This window comes from Amycolatopsis sp., assembly GCF_035546795.1.
Classification (GTDB): domain Bacteria; phylum Actinomycetota; class Actinomycetes; order Mycobacteriales; family Pseudonocardiaceae; genus Amycolatopsis_E.
The window spans coordinates 44,365-59,504 of sequence record NZ_DASZWC010000040.1; the positions used below are offsets into that span (position 1 = coordinate 44,365).

Below are 15,140 nucleotides of genomic sequence, written 5' to 3' on the forward strand. Positions count from 1 at the left end.
GGTCTCGGCCTGGTAGGCAGCCTGCTCATCAGAAGGGGCGGCCTGCGTGACGCGCCCGAAAACGCGCACGCCGATCTACCGCCGGCACGCTCCGAGGCCGACGCTCCCGCCGAGTGACGTCGCCCGGCCACTGGCGGCGCCGCCGCGGGTGGCCGGGCCACGCCCTGGAGCCCGGCACATGCTCGCCGATCGCTTGAGCACCTGTCCACAGTGGACGAAGGGCTTGTCGATTCCGGTCACCAGCGCAGGATCCGGCCGCGTCGCCACACCCGGGTGGCGCAGGACGTTACGAATGCTGTCCAGCCGCTGGTTGCCTTCTCCGCGATCGCCTGGTGCGGCGCTCGCACGATCGAGCGCGGCCCGGCTGTCGTGCGGCGGAATCGACTGGCCGGCACCGTCGCGTAACCGACCGCGGTGGACACGTCAGTGCGCCAGCGCCGACGAGGCCATCGGGACGATCTTGTCCAGCGCGTAGGTCAGCCCTGGCACGGTCGCGCTCGACATGGCGCTCGAGATCGTCTTGTCGGAGAACACGATCGAGCGCCCCGCCTTGACCGAAGGAATCGTCTGGAACAACGGGTCCGCGGTGACCGAGTCGGCGGTGACGCCGATCGGGAAGATCAGCGTGAGGTCGGCGTCGAGCAGGTCGAGGCGCTCGCTGGAGACCGGGACGGAGAAGCTGTCCCCGGCCTGGGCCTGGATCTTGGGTGAGTTCGCGAACCCGAGCTTGGTCATCAGCTCCACCCGGCCGTCACCGTTGACATAACCGCCGTAGCCGTTCGTCGTCTTGGAACCGACGGCGACCGTCTTGCCCTTGAACTCGGGGTGCTGCTGCGCCGCCGCGGTGAACTTGGCTTCGAGACCGGACTTGAGCTTGCCGGCCTGCTCGGTGCGGCCCAGCGCCTTGCCGACGAGGTCCAGCTGCTGTTCCCAGCTGGTCAGGTAGGCGCTCGCGCCCGGCGGGATGCTCACCACGGGCACGCCCAGCTTGCTGAGCTGGTCGTAGCGGTCCCGCTGCCCGCTGGCGCGGGTGTCCAGGATCAGGTCGGGGTGCAGTGCGGCGATCTGCTCCATGTTCACGTCGAGGGTGCCGAGGATCGTGGGCGCCGTGGTGTAGCGCTGGGTCATCCACGGGCCGAGTCCGTCGCCGCCGAACGCGAGCCAGTCCGCGGCGCCGACCGGCTGCACGCCGAGCGCCACCGCGGTCTCCGCGTCGCCCCAGCCGAGCGCGACCACGCGCTTGGGCTCGCTCTTCACCGTGACGTCGCCGAAGGCGGTGTTGATCGTGACCGGGAACGCCCCGTCGCCGGAACTTCCCGTCGCAGCACCGTCCTGGGTCGAGGTCGTCGTCCCGCAGCCCGCGAGTACCAGTACGAAAAAGCCGAGCAGAGCCCACCAAACGCGCTTCATCAAGCCCATCCTTCACCTTTAGCTTTGCCTACCCTAACCAAGGTGCGGATGAACCGATAGGTAACTTCGATCACCGAGGCCGGCGTCAGTTCACGGCGCTGCGTCGTTCCACGAAAACCGTGTCGTGCCAGATGCCGTCGCGCTGGGCGACGCGTTCGCGGATGCCGATGGTGCGGAAGCCGGCGGCGTGGTGCAGGCCGATGCTGGTGCGGTTTTCGGTGAAGATCGAGGTTTGCAGCGTCCACAGTCCGTCCTCGTCGGCGGCCATGACCTGGTTACGGATCAGGGCTTTGCCGATGCCGCGGCCGCGGTGGCCGTCGGCGACGTAGATCGAGGTTTCGGCGACGCCCGAGTAACACTCCCGTGTGGACACCGGCGTCGCCGCCGCCCAGCCGACGACCTCGCCGTCGAGCTCGGCGACCCAGCGGTGGCCGGGCAGCCATTTCGCGTCGAGGGAAGCGCGGCTGGGCACGGTGGTTTCGAAAGTGGCGATGCCGGTGGCGATACCTTCGCCGTAGATGCGGCGGACCGCGGGCCAGTCCCCGGCCCGCAGCGCACGAACGTCCACATCGGACGGAACGTCGCCGGGGCAGCAGGGCCGTGGCGCGAGCAGCCCCATCACCGCGTCGGCGGCGTGCGGGAGCCCGGCGCAGCAGGCGGCGTTGATGGTCACCAGCGTGGCGGTGCGCTCCTTGTGCACCTGGACGAATCCGACGTCGGCGAGTTTGCGGACGTGGTGGGAGCAGGTGGACTGGCTGATGCCGAGGATCCCGGTCAGCGCGCCGACGGTCATCCCGCGCGGCGCGGTCGCGACGGCGTGCAGCATCCGCACCCGGGTGGGCTCCGCCAGGCACGCGAACCAGTCCGCGTAGGTCGCGGCGTCGGTGTCCGGCAGAACCTGGGTGACGGGAGTCGCGGTCGGCATGAACCCAGTATCGACCGGAATCGATGCTTGCGTCAATCGATGACGGTCGATACAGTCCGAGCCTCGGTTAATCGAGCCGGATCGATGAAAGGATGCGGTATGAGCGAGCTACCCGTGGTCGTGGTGGGTGCCGGACCGATCGGCTTGGCCGCCGCGGCGCAACTGCTCGAGCGTGGGCTGGAGCCGCTGGTGATCGAGCGCGGGGCGCAAGCCGGGGCCGCGATCGCCGAGTGGAACCACGTGCGGTTGTTCTCCGCCTGGCGGGAGCTGGTGGACCCGGCGGCCGGGCGGCTGCTCGCGCCGACCGGCTGGCAGCGGCCGGAGCCGCAGGGTTATCCGACGGGGCAGGAATGGGTGGCCCGATATCTACGTCCCCTCGCCGCGACCCTGGGTGGGCGGGTGCAGCTTGACACGGAGGTGGTCGGCGTCGCTCGACGTGGCCGGGACCGGGTCGTGGACCACGGCCGGGAGACCGAGCCGTTGACCGTGCACGGGCGCCGCGCGGACGGTACCGAGGAACTGGTCGCCGCCCGTGCGGTGATCGATGCGTCGGGCACGTGGCGGACGCCGAATCCGCTCGGTGGTGACGGCCTGCCGGCGGTCGGGGAACGGGCCGCCGCGGACAGGATCGCTTACCACGTCCCGAATCTGGAGGACGTGGAGGTGCGGGCGCGGTATGCGGGCAAGCATGTGGTGGTCGCGGGCAGCGGACATTCGGCGTTGACGGCACTGGTCGCCTTGTCCGGTCTGGTCAAGGAATCTCCCGCCACGAGGGTCAGCTGGGTGCTGCGCCGTGGCGCGGTCGGAAACACCTTCGGCGGTGGCGAGGCGGATCAGCTTCCCGCTCGCGGTGCGCTGGGGTCGCGCGCGAAGGACGCTGTCGACGCCGGTGTGGTGTCGGTGGTGACGGGGTTCCGCACCGAGGCGGTCAGTCGTGACACCGGCGGCAGGCTGGTCTTGTCGTCCCCGCAGGGGAATCGGGTGGAGGCGGTGGACGAAGTCGTGGCCGTGACCGGATTCCGGCCGGACCTGTCGTGGTTGTCGGAGGTGCGCCTGGAGTTGGACGCGACGTTGCAGGCGCCGGTCGCGCTGGCCCCGCTCATCGATCCGAACGTGCATTCCTGCGGCACTGTCTACCCCCACGGCGCCAAGGAGTTGTCGCATCCGGAGCCGAATGTCTTCCTGGCCGGGATGAAGAGCTACGGCCGTGCCCCGACGTTCCTGGCGATGACCGGATACGAGCAGGTCCGTTCGATCGCCGCCGCACTCGCCGGCGACCACGAGGCCGCCGGGCGAGTGGAGCTGCAGCTGGCGGAGACCGGGGTGTGCGGTGGCGCCGGGCTGTTCGACGAGCCCGGCGGCGGCACGCCGGCCGCCGGGTGCTGCACGCCGGAGTTGATCTCGCTGTCGGCGCCGCCATCCCGGCACTGAGGCGACGAGTGACGGGGGCAGGGACGATCGAGCAGCCCGGCGGCCGGGCTGCGCCGGGTCCTGGTGACCTTGTGCGCCACCGAAATCACCAGCTGGTGCGTCCTCTACTTACGCTTTTCCCGTTCCGGCCGGGAAGACCGGCTCGACGACCGGTGGTCCGCGGCGGCCGTGACCGCCGGGTTCTCCCCCGGGCAGCTGGTGACCGCGTCCGCGGGGATCATGGTGGGCCGGTGGCTGGATCGTCATGACCCGCGCCGGCTGATGACCGGCGGCTCCGTACTCGCCGTGCCGGCGGTGGTAGCGCTCGCGGCGGCGCGGAACCTGGTGTGGTTTCTCGCCGCCTGGGTGCTGATGGGACTGGCGATGGGTGCCACGCTGTACCCGCCCGCGTTCGCCGCGCTGACCCGCTGGTACGGGCCGCGGCGCGTCGCCGCGCTCACCCTCGCCGCCGGGCTGGCATCGACCGTCTTCGCGCCCCTCAGCGCATTCCTGAACGCGCATCCGGGCTGGCGCCACGCCTACCTCGTGCTCGCCGGAATCCTCGCGGTGGTCACGATTCCCGGGCATCTGTGGGGACTGCGCGGCGCGTGGCCCGGCCCCGCACCGCACGAGTGCGCGCGGCCCGCCGAACACCACGACCCGGGCCGGGCCGCTCGATCACGGGCGTTCCTGTTGCTGGTGGTGACGTTGAGCCTGGCCGCGTTCACCGCCTACGCGGTCGTGGTCAACCTGGTGCCCCTGCTCACCGAACGCGGCCTCACCCCGGGGCTCGCGGCCGTCGCGTTAGGACTCGGCGGCGCCGGGCAGGTCCTCGGGCGGCTCGGCTACACCACCCTCGTCCGGCGAACGAGCGGGCGCGACCGCACCGCACTCGTCGTCGGCGCGGTCGCACTCACCACGGGGATTCTCGGTCTCCACACCTCCGCGCCGGTCCTGATCGGCGCCGCCGTGATCGCCGGGGTGGCGCGCGAAGTGTTCACCCTCGTGCAGGCCACCGCCGCTCACGATCAGCATGTCACTCGCCCCGTGGGCCGCGGCCGCGATCGCCGACGGCCCCGGCGGTTACCCCCATACCCGGCACTGTCCTGAAAGGACATTGATCATGCCTGACGCGCGCCGGCGGGTTTGACCGCGCGCACGATCGCCGAGTGCATACCCTCGGCGATCTGGTGAGTCGGGGTGATCTCGATGTCGGTGAATCCGGCGGCGGCGAGGCCGTCGCGGTATTCGGTGTACGAGAGAGCACCGGCGATGCAGCCGACGTAGTCTCCGCGCTCGGCCCGGTCCGCCGCGGTGAGCTGGTCCCCGGCGACGACGTCGCTGATGCCCAGCCGCCCGCCCGGCGTGAGGACCCGGAACATCTCGCCGAACACGGCGGGCTTGTCGACCGACAGGTTGATCACGCAGTTCGAGATGATCACGTCAACACTGTTGGCAGGCAAGGGAATCGCCTCGATCTGTCCGTTACGGAACTCGACGTTGGCGGCCCCGGCCTTGGCCGCGTTGGCGAGCGCGAGTGCGAGCATCTCCTCGGTCATGTCAAGCCCGTAGACCTTCCCCGCCGGGCCGACCCGGCGGGCGGAAAGCAGCACGTCGATACCGCCGCCCGAGCCGAGATCGAGCACGGTCTCGCCTGCCCGCAACTCCGCCACGGCCAGTGGGTTGCCGCAGCCGAGACTGGCCAGCACCGCCTCCGGCGGCAGTGACGAACGCTCCGCCTCGTCATAGAGACCGCCCGCGAGCTCGGCGCTCTCGGTGGAGCAGGACTCGCCGCTGCAGCACGACGCGCTCTCACCCGCGCTCGCCGCCTTCGCCGCGGCGGCGTACCGGTCGCGGACCTGCTCCCGCAACCGCTGGGCCTGCTCGGTCATGACACTGCACCTCCGCCGATAGGGACAGCGTGACCCTTACCTCGATGGACGTCAAGATAGAAGTTTGTTTAGATAGAGGCATGTCGAAACAGTTGCCGATCGTGGACACCGGCGCCGAGTGCTGCTCACCGCTGGTGCGCGAGCCGCTGTCGCAGGCGCAGGCGCTGGAGTTGGCGCGGGTGTTCAAGGCTGTCGGTGACCCGGTGCGGCTGCGGTTGCTGTCGCTGATCGCCTCGCACGAAGGTGGCGAAGCGTGCGTCTGCGACCTGACCGATCCGTTCGACCTGACCGGCCCGACGATCTCGCACCACCTCAAAGTGCTGCGCGAGTCCGGCCTGATCACCGGAGAACGGCGCGGGACCTGGATCTACTACCGCGTCCAGCCCGAGACCCTGTCCCGTCTCTCGGCCGTGCTGATGCCCGCGTCCGTGGTGACCGCGTGAGCACCACCGGCACGGCCGCGGCTTCGACGAATGTGGTCGCGAAGCTCTCGGCGCTGGACCGGTTCCTGCCGGTGTGGATCGCCGCGGCGATGGTGCTCGGGCTGTTCGCCGGACGCTGGATTCCCGGACTCGGATCAGGCCTGAACGCGGTCGCCGTCGACGGGATCTCACTGCCGATCGCGCTCGGGCTGCTGGTGATGATGTACCCGGTGCTGGCGAAGGTCCGCTACGACAAACTCGACTCGGTGACCCGTGACCGCAAACTGCTGTGGCCGTCGCTGATCCTCAACTGGCTCATCGGCCCGGCCCTGATGTTCGCCCTGGCCTGGCTGCTACTGCCCGGCCTGCCCGAATACCGCACCGGCCTGATCATCGTCGGCCTGGCCCGCTGCATCGCCATGGTGATCATCTGGAACGACCTCGCCTGCGGCGACCGGGAAGCCGCCGCCGTGCTGGTCGCGCTCAACTCGGTGTTCCAGGTGATCATGTTCGGGGTGCTGGGCTGGTTCTACCTCTCGGTCCTGCCCGGCTGGCTCGGCCTGCAGACCACGAGTCTCGCCGTGTCCGGCCGGCAGATCGCCAAGAGTGTGCTGATCTTCCTCGGCATCCCGCTCGTCGCCGGCTACCTGACCCGCCGCCTCGGCGAACGCGCCAAGGGCCGGGCCTGGTACGAAGCCCGCTTCCTGCCCCGGATCGGGCCGGCCGCCCTCTACGGACTGTTGTTCACCATCGTCATTCTCTTTGCCCTGCAAGGACATCAGATCACCGGCAGACCCTGGGACGTCGTCCGCGTCGCAGTGCCACTGCTCATCTACTTCGCGCTGATGTGGGCCGGTTCCTACGCCTTCGGCAAAGCCATCGGACTGAACTACGAACGCACCACCACGCTCGCGTTCACCGCCGCCGGCAACAACTTCGAACTCGCCATCGCCGTGGCCATCGCCACCTTCGGCGCCACCAGCGGCCAAGCGCTCGCCGGTGTCGTCGGGCCCCTGATCGAAGTCCCCGTCCTCGTCGGCCTCGTCTACGTCTCCCTCGCCCTCCGCCGCCGCTTCACACCCTCCACAGTGGAGTCACCATGAGCCGCCACGCCGTGCCCGAAGTGCTGTTCGTCTGCGTCCACAACGCCGGCCGATCCCAGATGGCCGCCGCTTTGCTCGACCACCACGCCGCAGGCCGCGTCACCGTCCGCTCCGCAGGCTCCGCGCCCGCCGGCACCATCAACCCCGCGGTAGCGCAGGTAATGGACGAACTCGGGCTCGACCTGACCAAGGAGTTCCCCAAACCACTGACCACCGAAGCGGTCCAGGCCGCGGACGTCGTCATCACCATGGGCTGCGGCGACGCCTGCCCCATCTTCCCCGGCAAGCGCTACCTCGACTGGCAACTCGACGACCCCGCCGGCCTGCCCGCCGACCGGATCCGCCCGATCCGGGACGAGATCGACCGCCGGGTTCAGGCCCTGCTCGCCGAGCTCGTCCCGGCCACCGCCTGAACCACGGCCCCGTCGCAGCAGTCAAAGTCGCTTTGCGCCGGACCATTCGCGCAGGAACCGCTCGCGCAGTTCGTCGCCCCGCCTGGCCGAACGTTCGTGCAGCACCCCGAAAACGAAAGCCTCGCGCGGCCCTGTGCTCCCAGCGACTTCGCGCATCAGTTTCCGCGCCTCGACGAGATCGTGGTGCTCGCCCAGTGTCCGCTGCACCGTCTTGGCCCCGCGACGCCAGTCCCGGATCTTCCGCCCTGACACCGGCCGCACGACGTCCGCCGCGTACCGCGCCAGCTTGGCCTTCTTGCGCACCGAGTGGAGCGCGGAATCCGGCTCTTCGGCCTCGTCCAGTTTGCCGACGGCCTTGACCAGCTTGCGTTCGGCACGCTTGAGCGCGCTTCGCAGCTCGCTCCGCGCGGGCTCTTCGGCGTGCTCGGTCAGCGGCGGGTTGGCCGCCAACTGTTCGAGTGCGCCGAGCAACGCCGCGTACCGGCCGCTGTCGAGCGCGGCGGCCACAGCCGCCTGCGCCTCCGACTCGGCACGATCGAAATGCGCGGCGACGGCGGCGCGCGCGCTTCGCGTCTCACCCGGCAGCCCGGCGAACTGACCTGTCACGCGCTCGCGCAGGACTTCCAGATCACGAACGTCGGAGAGCACCCGGCCCAGCCATCGCAGTTCCCCGGCCAGTTCGCGAGTGCGGTCCCGGTCGAGCACGCGCCGGAACGACCTGAGCGTGCTCCGCAGGCGCCGCAAGGAAACCCGCAGCTGGTGCACCGCGTCCTCCTCGCGCCGGCGGACCCCGATGTCCCAGCGCCGGACCGCGTCGACCTGCTCACGCAGGTACGCCACGACCACCTCGCCCGCCGTGGAGCGGCGCCCCGGCTCCTCTTCGCCGGCCAGCCAGTCCGACAACAGGCGCCGCAGTTTCGACGGCCAGTGCCCCGGGCGCGCCCCGGCTCGGGTCAGGGCGTCGCTCAACGTGTCGAGCAGCTCGGGGCTCGTGCCTTCGGCGAGTTCGACCTCCAGCTCACGCCAGCCGTCCAGGCGCAGGGCGCTGCCGGCCTTCTCACCGGTCACGTGATCGTCGGTGAGCACGGCCAATCGCCGTCCGGCCGCGTTGCTCAGTTCGTAGCTGTAGCGCTCCGTCTTCAGGCGGGCGATTTCCGCTAGCACACCGCCATTCGCGTAGTCCTGGACGCGGGCGACGAGTTCCTCGGGCAGTTCGTCACCGAGTGGTAGCTGGTACTCCTCGCGGGCGCCGTCGGCCGCAGGCACCTTCAGATGCCAGCCCTCGTCCCCGCCGCCGGAGCGCCTGCGCACCGTGACCCCCGATCGCAGCAGGCGGCAGTCCTCGGTGTCGTAGTAGACCGCGTCAAGAATGACGCGCTCCGGTTCGTGCTGCGCCGCGACCGGCCCCACCCCGGTCAGATCGGGCACCGGACGGCCGGCGTCGAGATCGAATTTCCGTTCTCTCTCCACAAAAGCCGAAGCCATCATGCACTCCGGATGCCCCGCTGCGCGCTACCGAAACGTGCCGCCGCGCGCGCTTCGTCGGACCAGGCCCGCACAGCAGGTCCGGATCGCTTGCCGCGCAAAAGATCAGGCCGATCGGCGGATGTGCCGGCGCGGGTTCGAGCCGGTGCACGTCGACCGCCGGGCCAGGCCCGCGGGCGGCCGAAGCGGCGAGCAGAGCGACGCCGAGCCCGGCCGCGACCAGCTCCCGGATACTGGCCGCGCTGTGTGTCTGGAACTGGACCCTGGGCTTGAATCCTGATGCGGCGGCAAGGAGGATCCCGTGCAGGCCGCTCCCTTCGGGCAGGCAGACGAACGGTTCGTCGCGGATTTCGGCGAGCGAGGCGGCGCTGTAGCGTCCCGGCGGAGTGATCAACACGACCTGTTCCGGGACCAGCGGCTCGGCGACGTACTTCGCGGACAGGTCCGGGTGGATCGGCCCGAGCACCACATCGACGGTGCCTGCGTCCTGTTCGCCGAGCAGCCGCGCGATCAGCCCGGTGCGCAGTGCGAGCGTGACGCCCAGGTACGCCCGGCTGAACCCGGCCAGCAGCTGCGGCAGGTCCAGCGCGCCGAGCACCTGGGTGACGCCGACACACAAAGATCGGCGCAGCACGGCGGAAAGCTCGTCGAGATCGGCCCGCACCCCCTCGACCTGGCTCAGGATTTCCTTGCCCGGCCCAGAAAAAGCCGTCCCGCGGCGGTCAGTTCCACGCTGCGGGTCGTGCGGCTGAGCAGGCTCGTGCCCAGTTCCTGTTCCAGCCGCTTGATCTGCGCGGAGACCGCCGGCTGCGCGATCCGCAGCGCTTCGGCGGCCCGGCTGAGCCCGCCGCACCGTACGACCGCCTCGAAATAGACCACCTGACGCAGCTCCATCGGGTTACTGGTCCGACCGGAAGTAGGCGGACACCAACCGCAGCGGGCCTGCCCGGAGAAACCCATTTCCGCCGTGGCTGTGGTCGGATCAGTGACGATCGGCACAGTATCGTGATCCGTGCTGGTAGCGAGCGCAAGATGCTCTTGGACTTATGAATGCGCGCGGGCCACGCTGGGGCTCATGCACCAACGACAACTCGCCGAGCTGACCACCTCCGCGCTCGGCCTGGGCTGCATGGGCCTTTCCCAGGGCTACGGGCCGGTGGACGAGAACGACGCCGTCGCGCTCGTCCGCGCCGCGCTCGATCAAGGCGTGCGGCTACTGGACACCGCGATGAGCTACGGACAGGGGCACAACGAACGGCTCCTCGCCCGCGCGATCGACGGCCGCCGCGACGAGGTCACACTCGCCACCAAGTTCGGCATCGTCCGCACCGGCGACGGGGTCAGCCTCGACGGCAAGCCCGGGCACGTGCGCGGCCACTGCGACGCTTCGCTCTCCCGGCTCGGCGTGGACGTGCTCGATCTCTATTACCTGCACCGCGTCGACCCGGCCGTCCCGATCGCGGAGACGGTGGGCGCGATGGGGGAACTCGTGCGCGAGGGGAAAGTGCGCCACCTCGGCCTTTCCGAGGTGACCGCGGAACAGCTGGCCCAGGCCGTGACGGCGCATCCGATCACGGCCGTGCAGTTCGAATGGTCGCTGCTGTGGCGCGATCCGGAACTCGAGCTGATTCCCGCGGCCAGGCAGCTGGGCGTGGGCCTCGTGCCGTACAGCCCGCTCGGCCGCGGGCTGCTCACCGCCACCCTGACACCGGAGACCGCCGGGGACAGCGCTTTCCGGCGCCACGATCCGCGGTTCGGCGCCACGATCCGCGGTTCGCCGGCGGTGAACTCGACGCCAATCTCCGCCAGGCACAAGCGCTACGGACCATGGCGGCCGACCGCGGCGTGACGGCGGGCCAGCTGGCGCTGGCGTGGCTGCTCGCCCAGGGCGAGGACGTCGTCCCCATCCCCGGCACCCGAAACCCGGCCAGGCTCGCGGAAAACGTTGCGGCAGCGGATATTTCGCTCAGCCCGGCCGACCTCCGCAGCCTCGGCGCGACCACCTGGTCAGGCGATCGCCAGTCGTTCGCCGCGCCGGCCACGGCCCGCCGCGTATAGGCCGTTATACGCTCGGCCCGTGGGTGAGAATGTCCGCATGACCGACTCCGCGCCCGCTCGCACCCGCAACCGGTGGGGCGAGGGCGAGCGGCTGCGCGGGGAGATTCTCGACGCCGCCAGCAGGCTGCTGTCCGGGCTCGGTGGCGAGGACGGGCTGACCATCCGCGGCGTCGCCCGCGAGGCCGGGATCGCCCCGGCGAGCATCTACCAGCACTTCACCGACCGGACCGCGCTGGTGCGCGGCCTGCTGGAGCACGAGTTCGGCCGGCTGAGCACGGCGATGCGCGAGGCCGACGCGGACACCGACCCCGCCGATGTCGTCGGCCGCGTGCACGCCCAGCTGCACGCCTACTGCGCGTTCGCCATCGAGAACCCCGGCCATTACCGCCTGATCCTCAACAACGCGACCGGCAAGACGCCGGCCGGGCCCCGCGGGCCGTTGACGGAGGTCATCGCCATGCTCACGGCGGCTTTCACGCGTTGCCTGGAAGCCGGGCACCGGCTGCGGGTGCCCAGCGAACGGGCCGCGATCCTGGTGTTCGTCGGCACGCACGGGCGGGTCGCCCTGCTGCACAGCAACCCCAGCGAGCGCAGTGCCCGGTCGATCCACCCCTTTGTCGACGAGCTGCTCTCGCTCGTTTTCGACTGACCGGTTTTTCCCTTTGGCACCAAGAAGAACTACGCCAAAAAGGTGGACTCGCGCGCTGTCGTGGCCAGTTTCCCACCGGATTGCCTAACATATGTTCAGAAAGTCCCCGAACATTCGTTTGGTAACTGTGTGCAGGAGGTTCGGTGCCCGAAACGCCCACTTTCCCGATGAGCCGCGGCCAGTGCCCGTTCGACCCGCCGCCCGAGCTCGCCCGGCTGCAGACCGAGGCACCGGTGTCGCGCGTGCGTTTGTGGGACGGCAGCACGCCCTGGCTGGTCACCCGGTACGAGGACGTGCGCGCGGTGCTGGCCGACCCGCGGATCAGCGCCGACAGCGACCGCCCCGGCTATCCGCACGTCACCCCGGCCTCGGCCGCCCGCCGGAAACGCGCCAAGGCGTTCATCAGCCAGGACGACCCGGAGCACGCCGCCCGGCGCAGGCTGCTCACCGGCGATTTCATGGTCCGCAGGATGGAGGCGCTGCGCCCGCGGATCCAGCACATCGTGGACGAGCTCATCGACGCCATGCTCGCCGGGCCCAAGCCCGCCGATCTGGTGGAGGCGTTCGCGCTGCCGGTGCCCTCCCTGGTGATCTGCGAACTGCTCGGCGTCCCCTACGCCGACCGCGCGTTCTTCCACCGCGCCAGCCGCACGGTCATCGCCAGGGACACCACGTCCGAGCAGGCCGTCGCGGCCACCGAGCAACTGCTGGACTACCTCGCCGATCTGGTTCGGGCCAAGGAAAAGGACCCGGGCGAGGACCTGTTGAGCCGGCTCGCGGCCGGGCAGCTGCGCACCGGTGCGATGACCGCGGAAGAGATCGCCGCGATGGGCCAGCTGCTGCTGATCGCCGGGCACGAGACCACCGCGAACATGATCGCGCTGGGCACGGTGGCACTACTGGAAAATCCCGCCCAGCTGGCCGAGATCCGCGACACCGGCGACCCGAAGGTGATCGCCAACGCGGTCGAGGAACTCCTGCGCTACCTCAACATCACGCATTCCGGCCGGCGCCGGGTCGCGACGGCCGACCTCGAGATCGGCGGGCAGCTGATCCGCCGGGGCGAGGGCGTGATCGCCGCCGGCGACATCGCCAACCGCGACGATTCCGCGTTCCCCGAGCCCGACCGGCTCGACATCGGCCGCAAGGCCCGCCACCACGTGGCGTTCGGCTACGGGGTGCACCAGTGCCTCGGCCAGCCGCTGGCGCGGATCGAGCTTCAGGTCGTTTACGGCACCCTTTACCGTCGCCTGCCGGGCCTCTCGCTGGCCGTTCCACTGGCGGACCTGCCGTTCAAACACGACATGATCGTCTACGGCGTGCACGAACTCCCCGTCACGTGGTGAGGAGGACCGGATGAAGGTGACCGTCGACCAGGACCGGTGCGTCGCGGCGGGGCAATGCGTCTTCGCCGCCGGTGAGGTGTTCGACCAGCGCGACGAGGACGGGGTGGTCGTGCTCCTGCAGGACGCTCCCCCGCCCGCGCTGCACCCCGAAGTCCGCGAAGCGGCGATGGTGTGCCCGGCGCTGGCGATCGCGGTACACGAGGACTGACGTGTTCACGCGCGACGCCGGCGCAGAAGCGTGCGGAGCAGCCGGAACGGTCCGGCGAGCAGGCCACGCAACTCCGCACGCGCCAGCTCCGCCGGGAAGTCCGCACCGCGGCCGGCGTTGCGCGCCGAGCCCCGGGAAAGCAGGTGCGACACACCGAACCGAAGCCGGCGCAGCACAGGCAGCAACTCTCCCGGCCTCCGTCCGATGTAGACGGCGAACAGGGAGAACAGCCCGACGCCGTACCCGTGGAGCTGGCGGGTCAGCCCGTCGAGGTCTCGCCGGTGCTCGTGCCGGACCAGGGCGTCCGGGGAGTACACGAGGACGCCGCCGCCGCGGATGTGCCGGATGAACAGCTCCAGATCCTCGCCGGACGCGGTCGGATTTCCCGGCCCGAGCAGCGGATCGCAGCCGCCGATCCGGCGATACTCGCCGATCCGCCACGCCATGTTGTTGCCCGAGCCGAACAATCCCGCGGCGAACGGGTAAAGCGCCGGGACTTCCCTGTCCCCGGCCGTGAACCTGCGGCGGCGGAAGCCTTTCCCGAACCCGCCCCAGTTCTCGAACCAGCGTTGCGCCGGGGTGTCCAGCGCCAACGGGAGCACGAGCCCGGTCACGCAGCCGACGGCCGGATCGGCGAACTCACGGACCAGCGCCACCAGCCAGTGCGGGTCGGCCACCGCGTCGTCGTCGGTGAAGACCACGATCTCGCCGCGAGCCTCCGCGGCACCCCGGTTGCGGGCGAGGCTGACCCCGGGCCGCGACTCGGCAACATACCGCAACCGCGGATCGGTCGTGGCGAACTCCTTGAGCAGCAAGGATTCCGGCCTGTCCGGCCGATTGTCCACAAGCAACACTTCCAGCACCGGGTACTCCCCCGCGAGCACCGACGCGGCGCACCGGCGCAGCTCGCCGACGCGGCCGGCCGTCGCAATGACCACGCTCACGGACGGCTGCGCGCCGGCAGGGCCGGCCGTGATCGGCGGAAGGTCACAACTCACGGCACGTAAGGGTTTTTCGTCCACGACGCCCTCGTGCACCGAGAGCTCGATCTCACCCAGCACGTGGCGCCCGGACCGGATGAGCACCCTCGCCGCGGTCGCGCCCGCGGGCAGCCGCGACAAACGCAGCTTTTTCCCGGTGACTTCGAACTCCCCGATCGCGACGGGGCCGGTCTGCTGTCGCGTCATAGGCGGGCGCGCTGCTCGTGCATGAGCAGACTGTAGTCCGCGCGGGTGTCAGATCCGTGTCACCGCCCAGGGCCCGGGATCAGCGCGCGTTCCAGTTTTCCCACCAGCCCGGCGAAAACCCGCCGCTCGTCGGCGCTCAGCGCGGCGACCGACTCCGCCTCGTGCTCCAGCAACCGCCGCACGGTTTTCTCGATCAGCCGGTGCCCTTCGCCGGTGAGCCGCACCGCGACCGCCCGCCGCGACGCGGCCGACGGGGCACGCTCGACCCAGCCGGAAGCCTCGGCGCGGGCCACCCGCTGCGAGACGGCGCCAGCCGTGACGAGGGTGCGCTCGGTGATCTCACGCGTGGTCAGCTCGTACGGCGGCCCGGCGCGGCGGATCACGCTGAGCAGGTCCAGAGTGGACGGATCGAGCCCGAGTCCGGCGAGGGTGCGGCGCCGGTCGTCGGCGAGCACCTTCGCGATCCGCCAGATCGGCGTGATGATCCCGATCGACTCGGTGCGCACCCCCGGCAGCTCACGGTCCCAGGACCCGGCGATGTCCGCCGCGGGCCAGGTGGAGACCGAGTGCACCGGGTACTCGTCCTTGGACATCCCGCTTCCTCCGATGTTACGTTTAGCGCTAAACATAGC

General features: G+C 70.3%; 17 protein-coding genes and 1 pseudogene. 10 read left to right on the top strand and 8 right to left on the bottom strand.

The window, feature by feature from the left end; all coding sequences use genetic code 11:
- Window positions 1-423: 423 nt before the first annotated feature.
- Window positions 424-1,410 (bottom strand): iron-siderophore ABC transporter substrate-binding protein, encoded by a 987-nt coding sequence (locus VHD82_RS23300; protein ID WP_325707688.1) that lies wholly within the window; start codon window positions 1,408-1,410, stop codon window positions 424-426.
- An 85-nt stretch (window positions 1,411-1,495) separates the two neighbouring features.
- Complete coding sequence (locus VHD82_RS23305) at window positions 1,496-2,335, bottom strand: helix-turn-helix domain-containing GNAT family N-acetyltransferase (RefSeq protein ID WP_325707691.1); 840 nt, start codon at window positions 2,333-2,335, stop codon at window positions 1,496-1,498.
- A 99-nt stretch (window positions 2,336-2,434) separates the two neighbouring features.
- On the opposite strand from VHD82_RS23305, the gene VHD82_RS23310 reads away from it, so the two are divergent.
- Window positions 2,435-3,766 carry an NAD(P)-binding domain-containing protein gene (locus tag VHD82_RS23310; RefSeq protein ID WP_325707694.1) on the top strand — a complete coding sequence of 444 codons (1,332 nt, stop codon included), beginning with the start codon at window positions 2,435-2,437 and terminating at the stop codon, window positions 3,764-3,766.
- A 63-nt stretch (window positions 3,767-3,829) separates the two neighbouring features.
- Window positions 3,830-4,855, top strand: coding sequence for an MFS transporter (locus tag VHD82_RS23315; protein ID WP_325707697.1), 1,026 nt, complete (start codon window positions 3,830-3,832; stop codon window positions 4,853-4,855).
- Window positions 4,856-4,866: 11 nt separating this feature from the next.
- On the opposite strand, the gene arsM is transcribed toward VHD82_RS23315, so the two are convergent.
- Complete coding sequence (arsM, locus tag VHD82_RS23320; protein ID WP_325707700.1) at window positions 4,867-5,637, bottom strand: arsenite methyltransferase; 771 nt, start codon at window positions 5,635-5,637, stop codon at window positions 4,867-4,869.
- An 80-nt stretch (window positions 5,638-5,717) separates the two neighbouring features.
- Between arsM and VHD82_RS23325 the strand changes: the two genes are divergently transcribed.
- From VHD82_RS23325 to VHD82_RS23335, 3 genes are read left to right on the top strand one after another with little or no spacing between them, the layout of a single operon-like run.
- The gene (locus tag VHD82_RS23325) at window positions 5,718-6,080 is read left to right on the top strand and encodes a metalloregulator ArsR/SmtB family transcription factor (protein ID WP_325707703.1); all 363 of its coding nucleotides are present in this window, start codon (window positions 5,718-5,720) and stop codon (window positions 6,078-6,080) included.
- Complete coding sequence (arsB, locus tag VHD82_RS23330) at window positions 6,077-7,162, top strand: ACR3 family arsenite efflux transporter (RefSeq protein ID WP_325707706.1); 1,086 nt, start codon at window positions 6,077-6,079, stop codon at window positions 7,160-7,162. Before VHD82_RS23325 ends, arsB begins: the two co-directional genes overlap by 4 nt.
- The gene (locus VHD82_RS23335) at window positions 7,159-7,575 is read left to right on the top strand and encodes an arsenate reductase ArsC (RefSeq protein WP_325707709.1); all 417 of its coding nucleotides are present in this window, start codon (window positions 7,159-7,161) and stop codon (window positions 7,573-7,575) included. The genes arsB and VHD82_RS23335 overlap by 4 nt, the downstream gene beginning before the upstream one ends.
- A gap of 21 nt (window positions 7,576-7,596) precedes the next feature.
- On the opposite strand, the gene VHD82_RS23340 is transcribed toward VHD82_RS23335, so the two are convergent.
- The 3 genes from VHD82_RS23340 to VHD82_RS23350 are packed head-to-tail and all read right to left on the bottom strand — an operon-like array spanning window position 7,597 to window position 9,954.
- The gene (locus tag VHD82_RS23340) at window positions 7,597-9,045 is read right to left on the bottom strand and encodes a CYTH and CHAD domain-containing protein (protein WP_325707712.1); all 1,449 of its coding nucleotides are present in this window, start codon (window positions 9,043-9,045) and stop codon (window positions 7,597-7,599) included.
- Window positions 8,939-9,724 carry a LysR family transcriptional regulator substrate-binding protein gene (locus VHD82_RS23345; RefSeq protein ID WP_325707715.1) on the bottom strand — a complete coding sequence of 262 codons (786 nt, stop codon included), beginning with the start codon at window positions 9,722-9,724 and terminating at the stop codon, window positions 8,939-8,941. The genes VHD82_RS23340 and VHD82_RS23345 overlap by 107 nt, the downstream gene beginning before the upstream one ends.
- Before the next feature lie 14 nt (window positions 9,725-9,738).
- Window positions 9,739-9,954, bottom strand: a complete 216-nt coding sequence (locus VHD82_RS23350; protein ID WP_325707718.1) for a LysR family transcriptional regulator — start codon at window positions 9,952-9,954, stop codon at window positions 9,739-9,741.
- A gap of 235 nt (window positions 9,955-10,189) precedes the next feature.
- On the opposite strand from VHD82_RS23350, the pseudogene VHD82_RS23355 reads away from it, so the two are divergent.
- From VHD82_RS23355 to VHD82_RS23375, 5 genes and pseudogenes are all read left to right on the top strand, one after another.
- Window positions 10,190-10,732 (top strand): annotated as a pseudogene (locus VHD82_RS23355) (aldo/keto reductase); the annotation flags it as partial.
- Window positions 10,651-11,118, top strand: coding sequence for an aldo/keto reductase (locus VHD82_RS23360; protein WP_325707971.1), 468 nt, complete (start codon window positions 10,651-10,653; stop codon window positions 11,116-11,118). The pseudogene VHD82_RS23355 and the gene VHD82_RS23360, both read left to right, overlap by 82 nt.
- A gap of 37 nt (window positions 11,119-11,155) precedes the next feature.
- Window positions 11,156-11,767, top strand: a complete 612-nt coding sequence (locus VHD82_RS23365; RefSeq protein ID WP_325707721.1) for a TetR/AcrR family transcriptional regulator — start codon at window positions 11,156-11,158, stop codon at window positions 11,765-11,767.
- A 167-nt stretch (window positions 11,768-11,934) separates the two neighbouring features.
- Complete coding sequence (locus VHD82_RS23370) at window positions 11,935-13,113, top strand: cytochrome P450 (RefSeq protein WP_414637569.1); 1,179 nt, start codon at window positions 11,935-11,937, stop codon at window positions 13,111-13,113.
- 10 nt (window positions 13,114-13,123) lie between these two features.
- Complete coding sequence (locus VHD82_RS23375; protein WP_325707729.1) at window positions 13,124-13,321, top strand: ferredoxin; 198 nt, start codon at window positions 13,124-13,126, stop codon at window positions 13,319-13,321.
- Window positions 13,322-13,326: 5 nt separating this feature from the next.
- On the opposite strand, the gene VHD82_RS23380 is transcribed toward VHD82_RS23375, so the two are convergent.
- Together VHD82_RS23380 and VHD82_RS23385 are read right to left on the bottom strand one after the other, a co-directional pair.
- Window positions 13,327-14,508: a glycosyltransferase gene (locus VHD82_RS23380; RefSeq protein ID WP_325707731.1), complete on the bottom strand. Its 1,182-nt coding sequence runs from the start codon at window positions 14,506-14,508 to the stop codon at window positions 13,327-13,329.
- Window positions 14,509-14,567: 59 nt separating this feature from the next.
- Window positions 14,568-15,101 (bottom strand): MarR family winged helix-turn-helix transcriptional regulator, encoded by a 534-nt coding sequence (locus tag VHD82_RS23385; protein ID WP_325707734.1) that lies wholly within the window; start codon window positions 15,099-15,101, stop codon window positions 14,568-14,570.
- Window positions 15,102-15,140 lie beyond the last annotated feature (39 nt).